The 17185-nt window shown below is 67.3% G+C and carries 14 protein-coding genes; 3 read left to right on the top strand and 11 right to left on the bottom strand.

Translation table 11 applies throughout. The features are described 5' to 3' along the window. The first annotated feature begins 2 nt into the window (after positions 1–2). The gene (locus FHT32_RS30520; protein WP_176668288.1) at positions 3–1637 is read left to right on the top strand and encodes a bifunctional aspartate transaminase/aspartate 4-decarboxylase; all 1635 of its coding nucleotides are present in this window, start codon (positions 3–5) and stop codon (positions 1635–1637) included. 44 nt (positions 1638–1681) lie between these two features. On the opposite strand, the gene FHT32_RS30515 is transcribed toward FHT32_RS30520, so the two are convergent. From FHT32_RS30515 to FHT32_RS30485, 7 genes are all read right to left on the bottom strand, one after another. Further along, positions 1682–3883, bottom strand: coding sequence for a LamG-like jellyroll fold domain-containing protein (locus tag FHT32_RS30515; RefSeq protein WP_176668287.1), 2202 nt, complete (start codon positions 3881–3883; stop codon positions 1682–1684). A 94-nt stretch (positions 3884–3977) separates the two neighbouring features. After that, positions 3978–5156: an MFS transporter gene (locus tag FHT32_RS30510; RefSeq protein ID WP_371132290.1), complete on the bottom strand. Its 1179-nt coding sequence runs from the start codon at positions 5154–5156 to the stop codon at positions 3978–3980. A gap of 17 nt (positions 5157–5173) precedes the next feature. Then, a complete protein-coding gene (gene aroC, locus FHT32_RS30505) occupies positions 5174–6292 on the bottom strand; it encodes a chorismate synthase (RefSeq protein ID WP_176668285.1) in 1119 nt (372 codons plus the stop codon). Positions 6293–6324: 32 nt separating this feature from the next. Further along, positions 6325–6510 (bottom strand): hypothetical protein, encoded by a 186-nt coding sequence (locus FHT32_RS30500; RefSeq protein WP_176668284.1) that lies wholly within the window; start codon positions 6508–6510, stop codon positions 6325–6327. Between the two features lie 47 nt (positions 6511–6557). Next, positions 6558–8132, bottom strand: a complete 1575-nt coding sequence (locus FHT32_RS30495) for an MFS transporter (protein ID WP_176668283.1) — start codon at positions 8130–8132, stop codon at positions 6558–6560. Positions 8133–8165: 33 nt separating this feature from the next. Then, entirely contained in the window at positions 8166–8627 is a 462-nt protein-coding gene (locus tag FHT32_RS30490) for an SRPBCC domain-containing protein (RefSeq protein WP_176668282.1), read from the bottom strand. Beyond that, positions 8516–8986 (bottom strand): helix-turn-helix transcriptional regulator, encoded by a 471-nt coding sequence (locus FHT32_RS30485; RefSeq protein WP_176668281.1) that lies wholly within the window; start codon positions 8984–8986, stop codon positions 8516–8518. Before FHT32_RS30485 ends, FHT32_RS30490 begins: the two co-directional genes overlap by 112 nt. Before the next feature lie 98 nt (positions 8987–9084). On the opposite strand from FHT32_RS30485, the gene pip reads away from it, so the two are divergent. Both pip and FHT32_RS30475 read left to right on the top strand, forming a co-directional pair. Beyond that, positions 9085–10038 carry a prolyl aminopeptidase gene (gene pip, locus FHT32_RS30480; RefSeq protein WP_176668280.1) on the top strand — a complete coding sequence of 318 codons (954 nt, stop codon included), beginning with the start codon at positions 9085–9087 and terminating at the stop codon, positions 10036–10038. A 79-nt stretch (positions 10039–10117) separates the two neighbouring features. Continuing rightward, positions 10118–10540, top strand: a complete 423-nt coding sequence (locus tag FHT32_RS30475; protein WP_093201273.1) for a cupin domain-containing protein — start codon at positions 10118–10120, stop codon at positions 10538–10540. A 1-nt stretch (position 10541) separates the two neighbouring features. Here FHT32_RS30475 and FHT32_RS30470 read toward each other — a convergent pair whose 3' ends face one another. Genes FHT32_RS30470 through FHT32_RS30455 form a run of 4 tightly spaced genes read right to left on the bottom strand, consistent with a single transcriptional unit; the run spans position 10542 to position 16921 of the window. Beyond that, positions 10542–13505, bottom strand: a complete 2964-nt coding sequence (locus FHT32_RS30470) for a bpX6 domain-containing protein (protein ID WP_176668279.1) — start codon at positions 13503–13505, stop codon at positions 10542–10544. Beyond that, on the bottom strand, positions 13489–15351 hold the full coding sequence (locus tag FHT32_RS30465; protein ID WP_176668278.1) for a hypothetical protein: 1863 nt from the start codon (positions 15349–15351) through the stop codon (positions 13489–13491). Before FHT32_RS30465 ends, FHT32_RS30470 begins: the two co-directional genes overlap by 17 nt. After that, entirely contained in the window at positions 15348–15794 is a 447-nt protein-coding gene (locus FHT32_RS30460; protein WP_176668277.1) for a hypothetical protein, read from the bottom strand. The genes FHT32_RS30465 and FHT32_RS30460 overlap by 4 nt, the downstream gene beginning before the upstream one ends. Continuing rightward, entirely contained in the window at positions 15791–16921 is a 1131-nt protein-coding gene (locus tag FHT32_RS30455) for an AAA family ATPase (protein WP_176668276.1), read from the bottom strand. Before FHT32_RS30455 ends, FHT32_RS30460 begins: the two co-directional genes overlap by 4 nt. Positions 16922–17185: the final 264 nt, after the last annotated feature.

The following is a 17185-nucleotide window of genomic DNA, read 5'->3' as shown; positions in this document are numbered from 1 at the left end:
CAATGGATTTCAGCGACGTGAAAAAACTCGGCGGCTTGAGCCCCTTCGAACTGAAGGATGCCCTCATCCAGGTGGCCCGGCAGAGCGACCGGCTGATGCTGAACGCAGGGCGCGGCAATCCGAACTTCCTGGCGACCACGCCGCGCCATGGCTTCTTCCAGTTCGGCCTCTTCGCGATGACCGAGAGCGAGCGCTCCTACATCTACATGGACGGCGTGGGCGGCTTTCCGCAGCGCGAGGGTATCGAGGCGCGCTTCGAGATTTTCACCAAGGCACACGAGGGCGAACCCGGCGTGCGCTTCATCGAGGCGGCCGTGTCGTACGTGCGCGACCAGCTGGGCCTGTCGGCCGGCGACTTCATCTACGAGATGTGCGAGGCCATCCTCGGCTGCAACTACCCGGTGCCTGACCGCATGCTGCGCCTGAGCGAGATCATCGTGGGCAAGTACATCCACCAGGAGATGATCGGCACGCATCCCTTCGTGGGCAACTTCGACATGTACGCGGTGGAAGGCGGCACGGCCGCCATGACCTACCTGTTCAACAGCCTGCGCGAGAACCTGCTGCTACAAGCGGGCGACACCATCGCGCTGGGCATGCCGATCTTCACGCCGTACATCGAGATTCCGCACCTGAACGACTACCAGCTCATCGAGGCGCTGATCGACGCGCCTTCGGAGAACGGCTGGCAGTTCACGAAGAAAGAGCTGCAGAAGCTGCTCGATCCGAAGGTCAAGGCCTTCTTCCTGTGCAATCCGAGCAACCCGCCCTCGGTGAAGATCAGCGACGAGGTGCTGGGCTACATCGCGGACATCGTGAAGCAGCGGCCGGACCTCATCATCCTCACCGACGACGTGTACGGCACCTTCGCCGACGACTTCCGCTCGCTCTTCGCGATCTGCCCGCACAACACGATCCTGGTGTATTCGTTCTCCAAGTATTTCGGTGCGACCGGCTGGCGCATGGGCGTGGTGGCCACGCACGAGGACAACATCATCGACCGCAGGATCGCGCAATTGCCCGAGGCGCAGCTGAAGGAACTCGATGCGCGCTACAGCTCGATCACCACCGAGCCGCGCAAGCTGAAGTTCATCGACCGGCTGGTGGCCGACAGCCGCACCGTGGCGCTGAACCACACGGCCGGCCTCTCGACGCCCGTGCAGGCGCAGATGGTGATGTTCTCGCTGTTCTGTCTGATGGACGAGCCCGAGGCGTACAAGAAGTCGATGAAGCGCATCGTCCTGCGCCGCAAGGAAGCGCTGTACCGCGAGCTTGGCCTGCCGCTGGAGCTCGACCCCAATTCGGTGAGCTACTACCACCTGCTCGACCTTCAGGAGATCGCCACGCAGATGCATGGCGAGCGCTTCGGCAAATGGATCGTGACGAAGCTGCAGCCGAACGAGGCTCTCTTTCGCATCGCGGAGGAGACCAGCATCGTGCTGCTGCCGGGACGCGGCTTCGGCGGCAAGCATGCGTCGGGGCGCGTGTCGCTGGCGAACCTCAACGAATACGACTACGCGAACATCGGGCGGTCGCTGCGGAAACTGGCTTCGGAGTACTTTGCGATTTTCGAGAAGGAGAACGGCAAGGGTGCAGCGAAGGCAGTGAAGGCGGGAAAGACCGGCAAGAAAAAATAGGCAGCCGGCCTTCCCGCATCGCGGTCAGAGGGAGGGCCGAAGCTTCAGGCGGGCTTGCGTGCCGTGAGCCACTGAGCCGGGGTCAGCGCTGCCGCCACGACTCGGATCTCGCCGATGTTGCCGAAGAAACCGTCGGCACGAGCGCCGTCCCACGACCCACCGCCAACGACCCACGGTGCAGTGGCCGAGAGCGTGGCCAAGCCAGGAATGGCCGAGGCGTTGCGCAGCACCGGCGCACCTTCGACATACATCGTGGTGTCGTGCGACACCGAGTCGTTCACGATGGCAATGTGCACCCAGCGGTCGGCGATGACTTCGCCCGACCAGTTGGCCTTGGGCGCGCGGGTTCCAGCCGGGCTCGGGGTCACCTCCCACTGCACTTCGCGCAGGCTCGATATGGCGAACAGCATCGGCGGCGACTCCGGATCGCCGCCCGAGAAGCCCGCCAGATCGCCGCGCTTGCCATCACGCGTCATGATGTTCATCCAGGCTTGGTTGGCGCTGGTCCAGCTCTTGTCGATCTTGATAAAGGCTTCGATCGTGTAGCCGTTCTCCAGCGTCTGCGCATTGATCGACGCCGTCGTCTCGGTGAGGAAGTAGCTCAGGCGCGGCGTGTTCTTGTTGGTGTTCAGGAAACGCACGGAGCCCGGCGCGGCCGAGAGGTAGTGGCGGTCGTCGGTCCAAACGATGTCGCCATCGGTCGCCCCGACCACGCCGCCCTGATTGAGCGCATCACGGTGCAGCGGGTTGTTGCCCGTGACATCGGCGATGACAGTGCCGGGCAGCACCGGCTGGTTAGCCGTACCCCCGAAGAAGCGCCAGTGCGCCAGCGTATTCGCCACCTTGGGGTAGTCATCCGAATTCGTTGCGGGTCGCTGCACGGTCGTCGCCGGTTCCTTGTAGTTGGCAAGGATCATCGAACGGGCCTTGTCGACCAGCGAGCCCTCGATAGTGGCGCTGCCGGTACCGAAGCTCTTGTTGAAGCCCGAGAAGCGCTGGGCGAAGTCCATGTCGATGGTGAAGGCTTCGTTCGGCGTGGTGAGCACCGCCTGGTCGAAGCTATTGAGCGTGGCCGCCGGCTTCTGCGGAACCCAGGGCGAGAACGACAGCACCTTGATCTTCTTGTTGGTCAGGTCGAATTCGTAGAGGCGCATCAGGCCGTTGCCGCCCTGGTAGGCCATCTGGTAGTCGACCACCATCTCCTCGACCTTGTGGCCGAAGTCGTTGATCTTCGTGAGATGCGCAGCGCCGTGGTGATGGCCGTTGAGCGTCATGAAGATCTGGTCGTTGTCGCGGATCAGCTTGTCCCACAGCATCTTGCCGTAGTCGGTTTCGAGCGGGCTGGTGCCGTCGGGAGCGATATTGAGCAACTGGTGGTTCACCAAGATTACGGGCAGCGTCGGGTTCTTCGCGATCACCTGGCGTGCCCATGCAATGCCGGCGTCGGAGATGCGCCACGACAGCGACAGCACCATGAACTTCTGGCCCTGAGCTTCGAACACGTGGTACTCGTGGAAACCGCTGGTATCGCGCGCACCGAAGGTTGCCTGCTTCTTCGCGCGCTCGGTGCCGAACCACTGGATGTAGGGCTCGTTGGCGGGAGTGCGGTCCTTGTCGGTGCCGCCCGAGGGATCGACGCTGTAGTCGATGTCCCGCAGCACGTCGTGGTTGCCGGCGAGCACGCTGTAGGGCAGCTTCGCGTCCTCGAGGATCTTCATGGCGGCATCGGCCACCTTCCACTGGTCGGGCTTGCCGACCTGATCGACCACGTCGCCGAGGTGGATGGTGAACGGGATGTTCAGGCCCTTGGCGTTGTCGGCGATCCACTTGGTCTGCGCGGCGAAGGGCGCGCTGCCGAAGCGCTTGTTGTACTGGTCGCTCTCGGCTGCCGTGGCGTAGCGGGCGTAGAACTGGGTGTCGGGCATCACGGCGATCGAGAAGCTCGAGATCTTGGCGACCGCCGCCGGCGGAGCTGGCGTTGCGGCCGGCGCGGGCGCCGGAGCCGGAGCCGGAGCCGCAGCTGGAAGCGGGAGAACAGGCGTGCCGCCACCACCGCCGCCGCCGCATGCCGCGAGCAAGGCCCCGCTGCCGCCGACCGTAAGAAGCGAGGCGCCGAGCTTGAGCACCTGGCGGCGCGGTGCCGTGTTGCTGCTGTTGTTGTCGTTGTTCTGTTCGGCAGCGTTCGATTGGACAGGCGAAGAGATGCGCGGCGCATTCGCGCCGCGCGATTCGTCGGAAACGGACATGAGAAATTAGGAGAAAAGGTTACGGAGCGCGCAGCGTAAAAATCCGAGGTGACGTGAGCATGTAAGGCCCATGACACTTTGTCGGGAGGTCAGCTCAGACCCTTGCCGCGCGCTCCATCCGATCCAGCTTCACCACCCGCCACGCACACAGGCTGCCGAGCACCGCCAACAAGGTGGCAGCCGTAAACATCGTGCGATAGCCGAAGGCCTGCGCAACAGCACCGCCAAGCAAGACGCCCAGCACTCCCCCGAAGCCGTAGCCGATGACGGTGAACAGCGCCTGCCCTCGCCCGCGCAGATGACCGGGGAATCGCCGCGACACCACCGCGATGCAGGTCGTGTGATGCGCCGCGAAGCTCAGCGCATGCAGCCACTGCGCCAGGACGAGGGCCGCGATCCAGCTGCCCAGCCCGGCCGTCAGCCCAAGCCGCGCGACGGCGGCGACGCTGCACACCAGCATCCAGCGCGGCATCGTCATCAGGCCGATGAGCCTGCCCTGCAGGAAGAACCAAACGATCTCCGCCACCACCGACAGGGCCCACAACAGGCCGATGGTGCTCTTGCCGTAGCCGATCGAATCGAGGTAGAGCGAGAAGAAGGCGTACACCGAGAAGTGCGACATCACCTGGAAGAACAGCGCAGCGAAGAACCACTGCACGGCCGGATTGCGCAGCACCGGCCCGATGGGCTCCTTCACCGCGTCATGCGCGGCGGGCGGCTCGCGCACGTCGGGCAGCTTCATCGTCGCGATCAGCACGATGGCCAGCGTGCCGCCCGCCCATGCCGGAAAGTGCTTCATGCCGAAGCGGTCGAACCACTCGCCCGCCACGAACACGGTGAGCAGGAAACCGGCCGAGCCGCACAGCCGGATGCGCCCGTAGCGCCCCCAGTCGCCGGCAACCAGCTGCGCCATGGCGGCTTCGGTGAGCGACATCATCGAACTGGTGTGCGTGAACATCACCAGCAGCACCAGCGCGAGCCACCATGCGCCGCCGTTCCACCACAGCCCGAAGGAACTCGCCAGCGCCACCGCCGCGCTGAAGCGCAGCAGCTTCACGCGCTGCCCCGTGTGGTCGCTGAGCGCACCCCAGGCATAGGGCGCGAACACGCGCGTGATCGACTGCACCGAAGCCAGCAGGCTGATGGTGAAGATCGGCAGCCCCAGGTCCTTCAGCCAGAGCGGCAGGTAGGGGTTGAAGAAACCGATGTGCGCGAAATAGCTGGCCGAAAGGCCAGCGAACGCCAGCAGGTGGCCGCGTCTGGCGGCGGCCACTGGTGGCGGCTCGGACACTAGAGGAAAGACGCCTGCGGCGAAGCGGCTTCCGTCTTGCTGCCCAGGGCCCCTTGGGGCACGTCGCCGCACTGCGCACGGTTGCGCAGCACGTGCTCGATCACCACCAGCGCCAGCATGGCCTCGGCAATGGGCGTCGCGCGGATGCCCACGCACGGGTCGTGGCGGCCCTTGGTGACGACCTCGACGGGGTTGTTGTGGATGTCGATGGACTGGCGCGGGCTGATGATCGAGCTGGTGGGCTTGATCGCGATGCTCACTTCGAGGTCTTGCCCCGAGCTGATGCCGCCCAGGATGCCGCCCGCGTTGTTGGTGACGAAGCCGGTGGGCGTGATCGAGTCGCCGTGCGTGGTGCCGCGCTGGGTGACGCTGTCGAAGCCGGCGCCGATCTCCACCGCCTTCACCGCGTTGATGCCCATCATGGCGTAGGCGATCTCGGCGTCGAGCTTGTCGAAGAGCGGCTCGCCCAGGCCCACGGGCACGTTCGTCGCGGTGACGCGAAGTCGCGCGCCGCACGAGTCGCCGGCCTTGCGCAGGCGGTCCATGTAGTCCTCCAGCGCGCTCACGTCGGCGATGGGGGCGAAGAAGGGGTTGTTGGGCACGTGGTCCCAGCTCTCGAAGGGAATGGCGATCTCGCCGATCTGCGTCATGCAGCCGCGAAACACCATGCCGTACTTCTCGGCCAGCCATTTCTTGGCGACCGCGCCGGCGGCCACCATGGGCGCGGTCAGCCGCGCCGAAGAGCGCCCGCCGCCGCGCGGGTCGCGGATGCCGTATTTCTTGAAGTAGGTGAAGTCGGCGTGGCCCGGGCGGAACTGCTGGGCGATCTGCCCGTAGTCCTTGCTGCGCTGGTCGGTGTTCTGGATCAGCAGCGCGATGGGCGTGCCGGTGGTCTTGCCTTCGTATACGCCCGAAAGGATCTGCACCGCGTCGGGCTCGTTGCGCTGGGTGACGTGGCGACTGGTGCCTGGGCGGCGGCGGTCCAGGTCGCCTTGGATGTCGGCCTCGCTGAGTTCCATGCCCGGGGGGCAGCCGTCGATGACGCAGCCGATGGCCGGGCCATGCGACTCGCCGAAATTGGTGACCGCGAAGAGATTTCCGAAGGTGTTGCCGCTCATGGCGGGGATTATCCCAACAAAGCGGCCGCCCCTCAGTCGGTCGTGTTTTCGAGGCGCTTGGACAGGGCCGCCACCTGCAGCTCGATGGAGAACAGCCGCTCGTTCAGCACCGCCGTCTGCAGCCGGATCGCCTCGATGATGGCCCTGGTCTGCGGGTCGCTGGTGTTGTCGCAGAGTTCGGCCAGGTCATGCAGCTTCTTGCGCAGTTCGTTGCTCATGGAAGGCTCCGGTGGTCGCGTCGTGGGAGCCCCAGTATGGGGTCTCGTCAACGCTCCGGCAATGCGGCGGCACCCGGGGCATCCCCAGGGTGCGCCTGCCCGGCACTGCCCGCGCCGCGCAGCCGGATCGCCACCAGCCCCGCCACGAACAGCAGCACCGCCGCGCTGACTCCGGCCGTGAGCCGAATGCCGCGCAGCAGGGCAACCCGGCCCGCGTCGAGCAACTCGGCGCCTGCGCTCCCGCCGATCTGCCCGGCCAGCGCGACCGCCCCGCCCAGCGTGCTGCGGGCGGCCTCCACCTCGGACGCGCCCACCAGGCCCGCGGGCGCTGCATCAGCCATGGCATTGCGATAGATGGCGGCCCCGATGGCGCCGAGGATCGCGATGCCCAGCGCCCCGCCGAATTCCGAGCTGGTCTCGGAGATCGCCGAGGCCACGCCCGCGCGCTCCGGCGGCGCGCTGCCCACGACCAGGTCGGTCGCCAGCGTGAAAACCGGTGCCAGCCCGAGCGAGGAGATGACCGCGCTGCCCACCATCCAGGCCAGCCCGTCCTGCGCGGGCAGCACCACCAGCATGCCGAAACCCAGCGCCGCCACCGCCAGCCCGCCGCCCATCACGAAGGCCGGGCGCATGCGCCGCACCAGCGCCGGAACGACCATGGAGCCGACGATGAAAGCCCCCGCCCCGGGCATGCTCCACAGACCGGCATGCAGCGGCGACAGCCCCAGAACCAGCTGCAGGTACTGGGCGTTGTAGAGGAAGATGCCGAACATCACGAAGCAGGCCAGCATGTAGGCGCCGAGCGAGACGGTGAAGGCCGGCAGGCGGAACAGGCCCAGGTCGATCATCGGGTCGGCCAGCCGTTTCTGCCGGCGCACGAACACCCAGCCCAGGGCCAGGCCCAGCGAGATCGACAGCGCCGGCACCAGGTGCGGCCCGTGCTCCGCGATCTGCTTCACGCCGTAGATCACCGGCAGCACCGCGCCCAGAGAGAGCGCCACGCTGGCCAGGTCGAGCCGGGCCGCATCGGGGTCGCGGTATTCGGGCAGCAGCAGCGGTCCGAGCACCAGCAGCAGCACCATCACCGGCACGCCGATCAGGAACACCGAGCCCCACGGAAAGAACTGCAGCAGCACGCCGCCCAGCACCGGGCCGATGACGGCGCCGGCCGAATAGCTCGAGATCCACACGCCGATGGCGACGGTGCGCTGCCCCGGGTCGAGGAACATGTTGCGGATCAGCGAGAGCGTGGACGGTGCCAGCGTCGCGCCCGCCACGCCGAGCAGCGCCCGCGTCGCGATGAGCATGTTGGCGCTGGTCGAGAACGCCGCGAGCACCGAGGCGGTGCCGAACGCCGCCGCGCCGATCAGCAGCAGGCGACGCCGGCCGATGCGGTCGCCCAGCGTTCCCATGGTGACCAGCAGTCCGGCCACGAAGAAGCCGTAGATATCGACGATCCACAGCAGCTGCGAGGCCGTGGGCTTGAGCTCCTCGCTGATCGACGGGATCGCGAGGTTGAGCACCGTGAGATCCATCGAATAGAGCATGCAGGGCAGCGCTATGACGGCCAGGCCGGTCCATTCGCGCATCGTGGCGCGAGCCGGTGGCGAGGTGTTCTTCATTCGTTCTTCGTTCGTCCTTTTGTTGTCGGCGGTTCAGGCGGCAAGGCTCAGCCAGGTCTGCAGCTTGACGAGCGCGCCGGTCCAGCCGTGCTCGTGGGCGTCGCGCGCGGCTTCGTCGAAGAACTGCTCGTGAAGCAGCACCAGCTCGCAGCCCTCGGCATCGGGCTCGATGCTCAGGGTGACGCGCGACTCGCGCTCCGGCGTGCTGCGCCAGGCCCAGCTGAAGACCAGCTTGCGGTTCGGAACGATCTCGAGATACGTGCCGCTCACGTCGTGCGTCTCGCCGTCATCGGCCAGCATGGCCACGCGGAAGCGGCCGCCCACGCGCAGGTCGACCTCGGCGATCGGCACCGAGACGATTTCCTCGGGCCCGAACCAGAGCTTCAGCGCCTGCGGGTCGGTCCACGCGCGCCAGACCTTGTCGGGCGAGACGCGGAAGTGCCGCCTGAGGGTGAGCGAGGGACGCCCGGTACCTCGGGCGGAAGGGTTTTCCATTCGGTCTCCTCCTGGTGATAGAGAAAGCGCGCCAATGCATCGAGGCGCCCGGTCCAGAATTTCTCGTACCGCGACAGCCACACGGCGGCCTCCTGCATGGGCCGGGGCGACAGCTCGCAGCGCACGATGCGGCCCTCCTTCGTGCGGGAGATCAGGCCCGCGTCTTCCAGCACGCGCAGGTGCTTCATGAAGCCGGTGAGGGACATGTCGTGCGGCCCGGCCAACTCGGTCACGCTGAGGCTGCGTTCGCCCAGGGCTTCGAGCACGGCGCGCCGGGTGGAATCGGAGAGCGCGGCGAAGACTGCGTCGAGGGCATCGGCGTCGGCTTCGGCTTCGGGTTGGGCAGTTGACTGAACCATGTGGTTGAGTATCTGGAAGGCCCCGGCACTCGTCAAGCCGATATTTCCCGCCATGCGACGATGCGGGATCCGTCACGATCAGACAGAGGAAGCACCCGATGACCGAACTGCGCCAGCCCTATCCCCCGATCGAGCCCTACGAAAGCGGCATGCTCGACGTGGGCGACGGCCACCAGATCTACTACGAGCGCTGCGGCACGCCCGGCGCGAAGCCGGCCGTGTTCCTGCACGGCGGCCCCGGCGGCGGCATCTCGCCGGAGCACCGCCGGCTGTTCGATCCCGCGCGCTACGACCTGACGCTGTTCGACCAGCGCGGCTGCGGCCGATCGCTGCCGCATGCCGGCCTGGAAGCCAACACGACCTGGCACCTGGTCGCCGACATCGAGCGCCTGCGCGAGCGTGCCGGCGTCGACAAGTGGCTGGTGTTCGGCGGCTCGTGGGGCTCCACGCTCGCCCTCGCCTACGCACAGAAGCACCCCGAGCACGTGAGCGAACTGGTGCTTCGCGGCATCTATACCGTGACCCGTGCGGAGCTGCAGTGGTACTACCAGTTCGGCGTGTCGGAGATGTTCCCCGACAAGTGGGAGAAGTTCCAGGCGCCCATTCCCGAGGCCGAGCGCGGCGACATGATCGCCGCCTACCGCAAGCAGCTCACCGGAGACGACCCGGTGGCGCGCATCGAGGCGGCACGCGCTTGGAGCGTGTGGGAGGCCGAGACCATTACGCTGCTGCCGAGCCCGTCGATTGCACAGGCGCACGCCGAAGATCATTTCGCACTGGCCTTCGCGCGGCTGGAGAACCACTACTTCGTGCACGACGCCTGGCTCGAGCAGGGCCAGCTGCTGCGCGACGCGCACCGGCTGCACGGCATTCCCGGCGTGATCGTGCACGGCCGCTACGACATGCCCTGCCCCGCGCGCTACGCCTGGGCGCTGCACAAGGCCTGGCCCGAGGCGGAGTTTCACCTGATCGAGGGCGCGGGGCATGCCTACTCGGAGCCCGGCATCCTCGACCGGCTGCTGCGCGCGACCGACGGCTTCGCGAGCCGCTGAATCGCTCGCCGCCGGCCCGGCCCGGGAACGCTTTATGCGTGCTGCACTGCAACACCAACCACCTGCGAAGGAGCGCCCCATGCTGGACCGTACCGCCACCCAGTTCTCCCATGTGAAGCCCGGCGACACCGAGTTCGTATCGGGTGGTTTGCGTGACTTTTTCCTCTACCGCGACCTGGGCGTGGCAGAAGCCACCAACGGCAAGGTGATCGCGCATCTGGTCAAGGCCAACATGGCACCGGAAACGGGCACCGGCTGGCACCGCCATGAGGCGGACTTCCAGATCGTGATCATGGTCAAGGGCTGGGCCCGCTTCATGTACGAGGACAAGGAAACCCTGGTCGAGGCCGGCGACGTGGTGCACCAGCGCCCGGGTATCCGGCACTTCCTGTTCGACTACTCGCCGGACATGGAGTACCTGGAGATCGTCTCGCCGGCGGATTTCAAGAGTGTCGACGTGGAGCCGGTGTGCGAGGTGCCGGCGCCTACGCCCTGGAAGTGACTCAGCGGATGGCGAAGCTCGCCGCCGTGCTGCGCTCGGTGTCGAGGTGCAGCACGCGACCCTGATCGTCGAAGAGCAGCCAGCCGTTCGGTACAGCACGCGCACGAACTGCGGCCTCCACGGGCCAGGAAATCGATGCCTTGACGCTGCCGCCGCGCAGTTGGCGCACCGACACGTCGTGCGTCGGCCCTGGCAGGCGCAGCAGCATCCAGTCGCTGTCGATCCATGACTGCAATCCGCTGGGATCCGGGACGGGCAGGCTGGCCCGACCATTCATTCCGTTCAGGCCCTCCCAGCTCAGCTCGAACAGCCCGTCATCCCGAGGCTCGCCGCGCAGGCTCACGACCCCCAGTTGCGGATGCAGAAGCCGCAGCGACACCGAACTGCCCGCAACCGCAAGAGGCTCGCGGCTCAGCAGGCGGCGCTGCGGGCATTGATAGCGCCACAGGCACGGCCCCAGAACGTCGTCCTCGACGATGAACTGTTCGATGGTCCGCGTGGCCGACAGCGCCGCCACGACACCCGGCAGGTCGCTTACCTGCCAGAGCACGTCCTGCAGCGACTTGCCGGTGTCGATCACCTGGACGCGCCGCCCGCGTGCCACGGTCCAGCCGATGCCGTCGAACTCGCTGGCGAAGTGTTCGATGTCGCTCAGTCCGAGGTCGCTGATTTCCCGCTGCACCAGGTCGACCCGGCTCACCCGCCACAAGCCGTCTCGGGAGGCCAGCGCGAGCACGACCTGCGCGCTGTGGGCCGCCACCAGCCGGTAGGCCGGCACGGCAAAGCGGGCCAGAACCCGACCCGCCGGGTCGACTATCAGCGCGCCAGCCTCGCCGATCGCGACGAGGTAGCGCCCCTCGTCGAGCAGCACGACATCGAGCACCGCATGCGCACCCGCGGCAGGCGCTTCGAACGCCAGCACTGCGGATTTCCGGGCCAGCGGGCTAGCTTCAGCGCCCGGCAGTTCGCCTCCTGGAAGATCGGCTTGCAGAAGCGTGTCGGCGCTCAGCCGCACCAGCGACAGCAACGACTTCCTGTCCAGCCGACCGCGCCCCTGGGACTGGTCGGCCAGCAGCGCGGGCATCAGCACAGCCACCAGTCCGCGCGAGGCCTCGGTGTGTTCCGATACGGCGGTCAGCGCGGCAGCCAGCGCGGCGCGCTCGCCGTGCAGCAGCGGATCGTCACGCAGCGATTGCAGCCGGGCCGTGCAGGCCTGCAGGGTGTCGGGCAGCAGCAATGCGCGCTGCACGAGCGCACGAGCCGCCAGATGCCCCCCCGCTGCCTCGGCGGCCAGCAACCATGCGGCAGCCTGCTCGCGCAGCGCAACCACCGGCCAGACGGCATCGACTGCCTTCAGCCACTCGCCCTGCTGCGCCAGCGCCTGGCCCCATTCCTCGCGCAGGCGGTTGGCCGCGTCGGGCCAGCGTTCCTGCATCTGCACGACGGCGTTGCCGAACGCGTTGTCGCGCCGCGCAACGGCGAGCGCGCGGCGCCAATCGCCTGACAGGCACAGCAGGCGGACAATGACGGGCGGCGGCCAGTCCCACGCGAGCGCCAGTTCGGCGGCCTGCGAGTGGCGCTGATGCTTTTCGAGATAGTCGAGCGCCTCCTGGCGCACCTGCAGCAACTCCGCCAGCACGAATACGGCTTCGTCGATACGGCCTTCGCGATCCAGCTTCTCGTAGGTCTTGCGGTAAAGCTGGCGCAGGTGGGTCTCGAACTCGTTGCCGAAGTCGATGCTGGTCGTCTGCCCCAGCGACCCGCTCAGCGAGAGGTCGCTGCGCGGGCCCAGCGGGCCAAAGGCTTGTCCGAGCGACTCAGCGCCGCCGCCGAGCGGAATCGCGTGGCGCAGCGCCTGCTTGAGGTCGCCGTCGTCGAACATCTTGAGCATGCGATTCAGGTAGGCAGCCTGCTGGCGGCCCAGCAGCCGGGATAACCGCGAGGTAATCGCAAGGCGAGCCGCCCAATCCCGCCAGCGGGAGCGACTCGGCCGCGCGGTGCCGCGTTGCTTGATGAGCGGCTTCGTTGGCGTTGCGACCGGCTTCGGCACAGGTCTCGGTCGCCCGCCCCCCATTGCACGCCTCGGGTCTCGCGCGTTCAGGACACGCCCCCACCACGCAAGCACCGCCACCAGTCCGAACACGATCAGCGACAGCCACAAGCCGGATGCATCGACCTGCGAACTCGCCACATGGGTTCTCGCCGGCGTTCCGGGCAGCGATGTGGTCGGCGAGCCTTCCAGTCCATGGAACAGTGCCCGCGCGAAGAACAACGCTGCCGCGATACCGACCAACCAAGCCACTGCGCGCATCGAGATGCCGGAGCCACCGTCGCGACGATGATGGCCGCTACCCAGGCTCGTGCCTCGCCCGGTGTCGACCTGCCTCAACGCTTGCTCCCGCCGCGCGCGCTCGGCCATCGCCTGAAGGAACTCTGTCTGCGCAGCGCTGGCAGGCGGCACGGCATCGCCGAGCACCTCGCGCAGCGTGCGCCCATCGGCATCGAGCACGACGGGCTCGGGCAGGATCTCGCGGCAATCGAAGGTATCGAGCAAGACCGGATTGGGGGCCAGCCAGAGCGATGGATCGAGCAGTTCCGCTTCCGCGAGCCGCAGAGCCTGCACCTCGCCGCCATGCACCAGCCAGACATCGACCGGCGGCAATACAGCGCGCTCGGCGGGATCGAGTTCCGCCGAGCACAGCGCCTGTCCTTCCCTGCGCAGTGGCCAGCCGATGACCTCGTCGCAGTCCAGCGACACCGGTGCCGCGAAGCGCAACAGATCACCCTCGGCGAAACGGAACGCCTGGGCACCGGCATGCCAGGCCTCGACGATGCGGCGGGCGCGCTCGGCCGTGCCGAACCAGCCCGACGGAAACCAGAGCCCGGCCACCGGCTGCCGCCCCTTGAGCAAAGGATGGCGCACCTGCGCAGCGGGCATCGCAAGGAATTCAGGCAGGCTTGGCATCGCTGCTCGCTCCTTCGCCATGCATCACTGCGCGCAGCGCCCGCTGAGGCACGGCGTAGACGATGATTTTCTTGTGCACCGTCAGCATGACGGCCACGCCGGTGCAGGCCGACACGCTGATCCGCTCGATGCGCTCGGGCGCCTTGTAGATCGTTTCGGTGCCGGCCTGCGTGTGCAGGTCCAACCCGTCCAGCGATGGCGACAGGCTCAACAGCGCATAGCGGTTGTGCGCGGCATCGTCGATCAGCGCCTCGGCGCGCGGCGCTCGTATTTCGAAGATCTTCCACTTCTGTGGGCACCGATTGCCCTGCCGACCGGTGGAATCCGGATCGGGCTGATGAATGCGCCAGACATCATGAGGCCCGGTCGCAACGCGCAGGGCCAAGCCACCGACGCCGTGCCGCCACTGCCAGCTGTTGGCAAACAGCACCCGGGGTTCGCGGATGCCGGTGGCAATCACCTGAACCGACGCCGGCCCGTCCGTCGCGCCCAGGCGTCGCAGCACAAGCTGGTTGTCATGGATGGCTGCGTAGACCACGCCGAGTTCGGACCATTGCAGCATGCCCACGACCTTGCGCTCGACCAGCGTCGGCGCACCGCCTTCGGGGTTCGGATTGACACCCTGCACCGCATTCCACATCACGAGCCTGCCGTCGCGGTCGATCATGCAGACGCGCTGATGCAGCGTGTCGTGCAGCCATGCGGCGGGCAGCCAGACCGCCAAACCCGGCGGCGCACGGAACTCATCGACCTCGGGAGCGACGAAGTTGCCCAGTCCAGGCACCTGCCAGAAGTACATCGAACGCTCGTAGCTCAGCAACGCCCCCGTACGCTTGCCCAGAAGCAGGACCGCCAACGGCACCAGCATCTGGCTCCAGTACTGGTACTTGGGCTTGGCCGTCTTGCGCTGCCCGTCGGAAGGCACCGCAAATACCAACATCCCCGGCTCGTCGAGCAATTGCACAGCCACGTGCGTGCCGGACGGAGAGATGACTGGCGGGCGCTGCAACGAAATACGGCCACGGTGACGCCGATGCAGAGTGGCCAGCGCCCTCTGCGTGAATTCGCCGCGCAGCAGCGCAACGCCGGCCTTGACTGACGGCAGCGGCAACTGGGCGCGCCGCAATCCGCCGCTGTCGCTCAGCGAAACCTCGAGCACGTCGCCCAGCACCGCACGCTGCAGGCACACGCGGTGGCTGGTCCAGCGTTCGTCGGTGGGTTGCTCCGCCGGCGCGGCGCCGACAAGCCAACTCTCGCCCGGCACTCGATCCAGCCCGGCAAGCACTTCGCGCCAGGCTTCCACATGTGCAGAGGTGCCGACCTCGAAGTCGCGCGCCTTGAGCAGCGAACGCAGTTGCTTCACGTTGTCCGCACCGTCCAGGCCGCCCGGCAGTTGCAGGACGCCCCACTGGAACACGCCGCCGATCTGCGCCGCCCGCCGCGCCAGCAGCATCCAGAGCGCAAGCTGACCCAAGCGCGGCGCACCGAACTGCCGCGGCCCGGCGTCGAAGATCGCGACGATGCTTTTCTCGGCCTCGCGGGCCATCGGGCGCGGCGCCAGGAACAGATGCTCGCTGGAAGCCGCGCGGCGCAGGAACTCATCGGGCAGTTCGTCGGCCAGCAGCCATTCTGTGGCCAGCAAGCGCTCGTAGGGCCCGCGGCGGCGCAGGTCGCCCAGCCCATCGGGCTCCGGCACGCCTCCGCGCATCTGGCCGCGAAACCGGCCCAGCAGCGGCTGCATCCGCTGCGCCAACGCGCCGATCTCGACGGCCATCTCGGGTGAGAACCAAGCGAGCCAGGAGCTCCAGGGCTTCAAGGCGTCCGGAAGTTCGGTGATCGTGCTCATGCGCGGGTGCCGTCCCAAAGTGCGGAAATGCGCACGAGCAACGCAGCTGACAGCGGCAGCAGCCGGTCGAGCGGCAGCACGAGCGCCGGCCGGGGCCACAAGAGCAACGGTTGCCGCGTCGGGTGCTCGCGCAACAGGCTCCGGGCGATCAGGTCCAGCGGCAGGTCGGGCGTTTCCAGCGTGGGCAGCCACAGGCCTGGGGCATCGGGAGTCGGCCCGGCATAGGCGATGCCATCGACCCAAGGCAGGACATCGGCAGCCCCCGTCACCATCAACAGCTCGGGTGCGGCCATGGCGGACAGCCCGGATTGCTGCTCCGGCGAGAGTTGTGACAGCCTCCCATGCAATGCACGCGCCGCCGCGCCCCACGCCACCGCGGCTCGTGCCGGCAAAGGCTCGGCGCGCTGACGCCAGTGCCATTCGATGGGCACCATGGCGCTCATGCGGCGGTGGCCAGGCGGTCGACGAGTTGGGCGCGCAGCGCGGTCAGGGACTCCGGCAGCAGTTCGCTGCTGAAATTGGCGTCGATCTCGCGCAGCACGCTTTCGGCTTGCGAGCGTGCCACCCCAGGTTCGGCATCCAGGCAGGCGCGCGCGGTTTCGGCCAACCGCACGGCTCGCGACAGCGGCTGCAAGGTTGCCTCTTCCACCGCGCTCAACAGATGGGGGTGCATGGCGTTGGCGAAAGCATCGCGCAGCACGTCGCGAGCGCTCTGCTGAGCCTCCTGCGTAGGAAGCACGTAAAGCAGGGGCCAGAGATCGGCCTCCGTCGTGTGAAGCCGGCCGGCCAGGACGGCGGCGGCAGCCAGCAGCCGCTGCGACTTGACGATGCGCCGGTCCGACAACTGCACGCCGGCCTGCCGCAGCTTGCGGATGGCATTGGCCAAGGCAGGCTGCACGCCGCCGAGGTCAACCTGCCTGAGCTGCCGGCAGAGCACGTCGAGATCGGCCAGCGCACTGCCAGCGGCCACCGGCGCATGGTCCGATTGCCAGCCACCGCTCAGCATGGCTTCTAGCTGGTGATCGGGCAACGGCTCGATGAACACGTGCAGCAGAAAACGGTCTCCGAATGCCGCCAGGCCTTCGTCGTCGGGCAACGCGTTGGCCGCACCCACGCAGACGCGCAACGGGCAATGCAGCTGGGTGTGGCCGCGCCGGAACCGGCGCTCGTTGAGCACCCCGAGGAGCGTGTTGAGAATGGCGGTCGAGCCCAGAAACACCTCGTCGAGGAAGGCCACGTCGGCCTCGGGCAGCATGCCGCTCACGTCGGTCTCGACCGTGCCGGCGCGCAGCTTGTTCAGGTCCACCGGACCGAAAAGCTCGGACGGCTCGGTAAAGCGCCCCAACAGGTACTCGAAGTACCGGCCACCCAGGCTCTGCGCCACCCGCCGCACCACAGCACTTTTCGCAGTGCCGGGCGGCCCGACCACCAGCAGGTGCTCCTGGGCCACGGCGGAAAGGACGATCAGCTCCGCCAGCTGCTCACGGCCGATGAGCCCCGTGGTGGCTGCGCGGATCGCCTGGCGCACGTTTTCGGCGGAAGTCTGGAGCGAAGTAGTGGTCGTCGTCATCGAAGAAAGCTGTTTGCGGAACGTCGGCCGACAGTGTGCCGCAGCGCCGTTACAAGGTGGCACAGATACGAGGCATCCACAACGGCTTTGCGCGACCGAAGTCGCAGGTCGATCGGTTCTCCATGCGCGTTGCAACCACTCCAAAACCTGTCTTCCACCTGACCTACAAGGTAAAGACGGCAAGCTGTCTCCTCGGCCAGACACCGCGCAGACGCAAGCCACAAACGAGAGTCATTCGCAGTCAGAATCCCGGCCGGTGCGCTT

Origin of the sequence: Variovorax sp. SG517 (assembly GCF_013376045.1) — a bacterium.
Classification (GTDB): domain Bacteria; phylum Pseudomonadota; class Gammaproteobacteria; order Burkholderiales; family Burkholderiaceae_C; genus Variovorax.
Note: the sequence above shows the minus strand (reverse complement) of the source record. Positions and strands in the feature narration are given on the sequence as shown.

Excerpts from the sequence above, each read along its gene's own strand:
- FHT32_RS30520 (WP_176668288.1), top strand. The coding sequence starts at position 3 with ATGGATTTCAGCGACGTGAAAAAACTCGGCGGCTTGAGCCCCTTCGAA.
- FHT32_RS30515 (WP_176668287.1), bottom strand. The coding sequence starts at position 3,883 with ATGTCCGTTTCCGACGAATCGCGCGGCGCGAATGCGCCGCGCATCTCT.
- aroC (WP_176668285.1), bottom strand. The coding sequence starts at position 6,292 with ATGAGCGGCAACACCTTCGGAAATCTCTTCGCGGTCACCAATTTCGGC.
- FHT32_RS30500 (WP_176668284.1), bottom strand. The coding sequence starts at position 6,510 with ATGAGCAACGAACTGCGCAAGAAGCTGCATGACCTGGCCGAACTCTGC.
- FHT32_RS30495 (WP_176668283.1), bottom strand. The coding sequence starts at position 8,132 with ATGAAGAACACCTCGCCACCGGCTCGCGCCACGATGCGCGAATGGACC.
- FHT32_RS30490 (WP_176668282.1), bottom strand. The coding sequence starts at position 8,627 with ATGGAAAACCCTTCCGCCCGAGGTACCGGGCGTCCCTCGCTCACCCTC.
- FHT32_RS30485 (WP_176668281.1), bottom strand. The coding sequence starts at position 8,986 with ATGGTTCAGTCAACTGCCCAACCCGAAGCCGAAGCCGACGCCGATGCC.
- pip (WP_176668280.1), top strand. The coding sequence starts at position 9,085 with ATGACCGAACTGCGCCAGCCCTATCCCCCGATCGAGCCCTACGAAAGC.
- FHT32_RS30475 (WP_093201273.1), top strand. The coding sequence starts at position 10,118 with ATGCTGGACCGTACCGCCACCCAGTTCTCCCATGTGAAGCCCGGCGAC.
- FHT32_RS30470 (WP_176668279.1), bottom strand. The coding sequence starts at position 13,505 with ATGCCAAGCCTGCCTGAATTCCTTGCGATGCCCGCTGCGCAGGTGCGC.
- FHT32_RS30465 (WP_176668278.1), bottom strand. The coding sequence starts at position 15,351 with ATGAGCACGATCACCGAACTTCCGGACGCCTTGAAGCCCTGGAGCTCC.
- FHT32_RS30460 (WP_176668277.1), bottom strand. The coding sequence starts at position 15,794 with ATGAGCGCCATGGTGCCCATCGAATGGCACTGGCGTCAGCGCGCCGAG.
- FHT32_RS30455 (WP_176668276.1), bottom strand. The coding sequence starts at position 16,921 with ATGACGACGACCACTACTTCGCTCCAGACTTCCGCCGAAAACGTGCGC.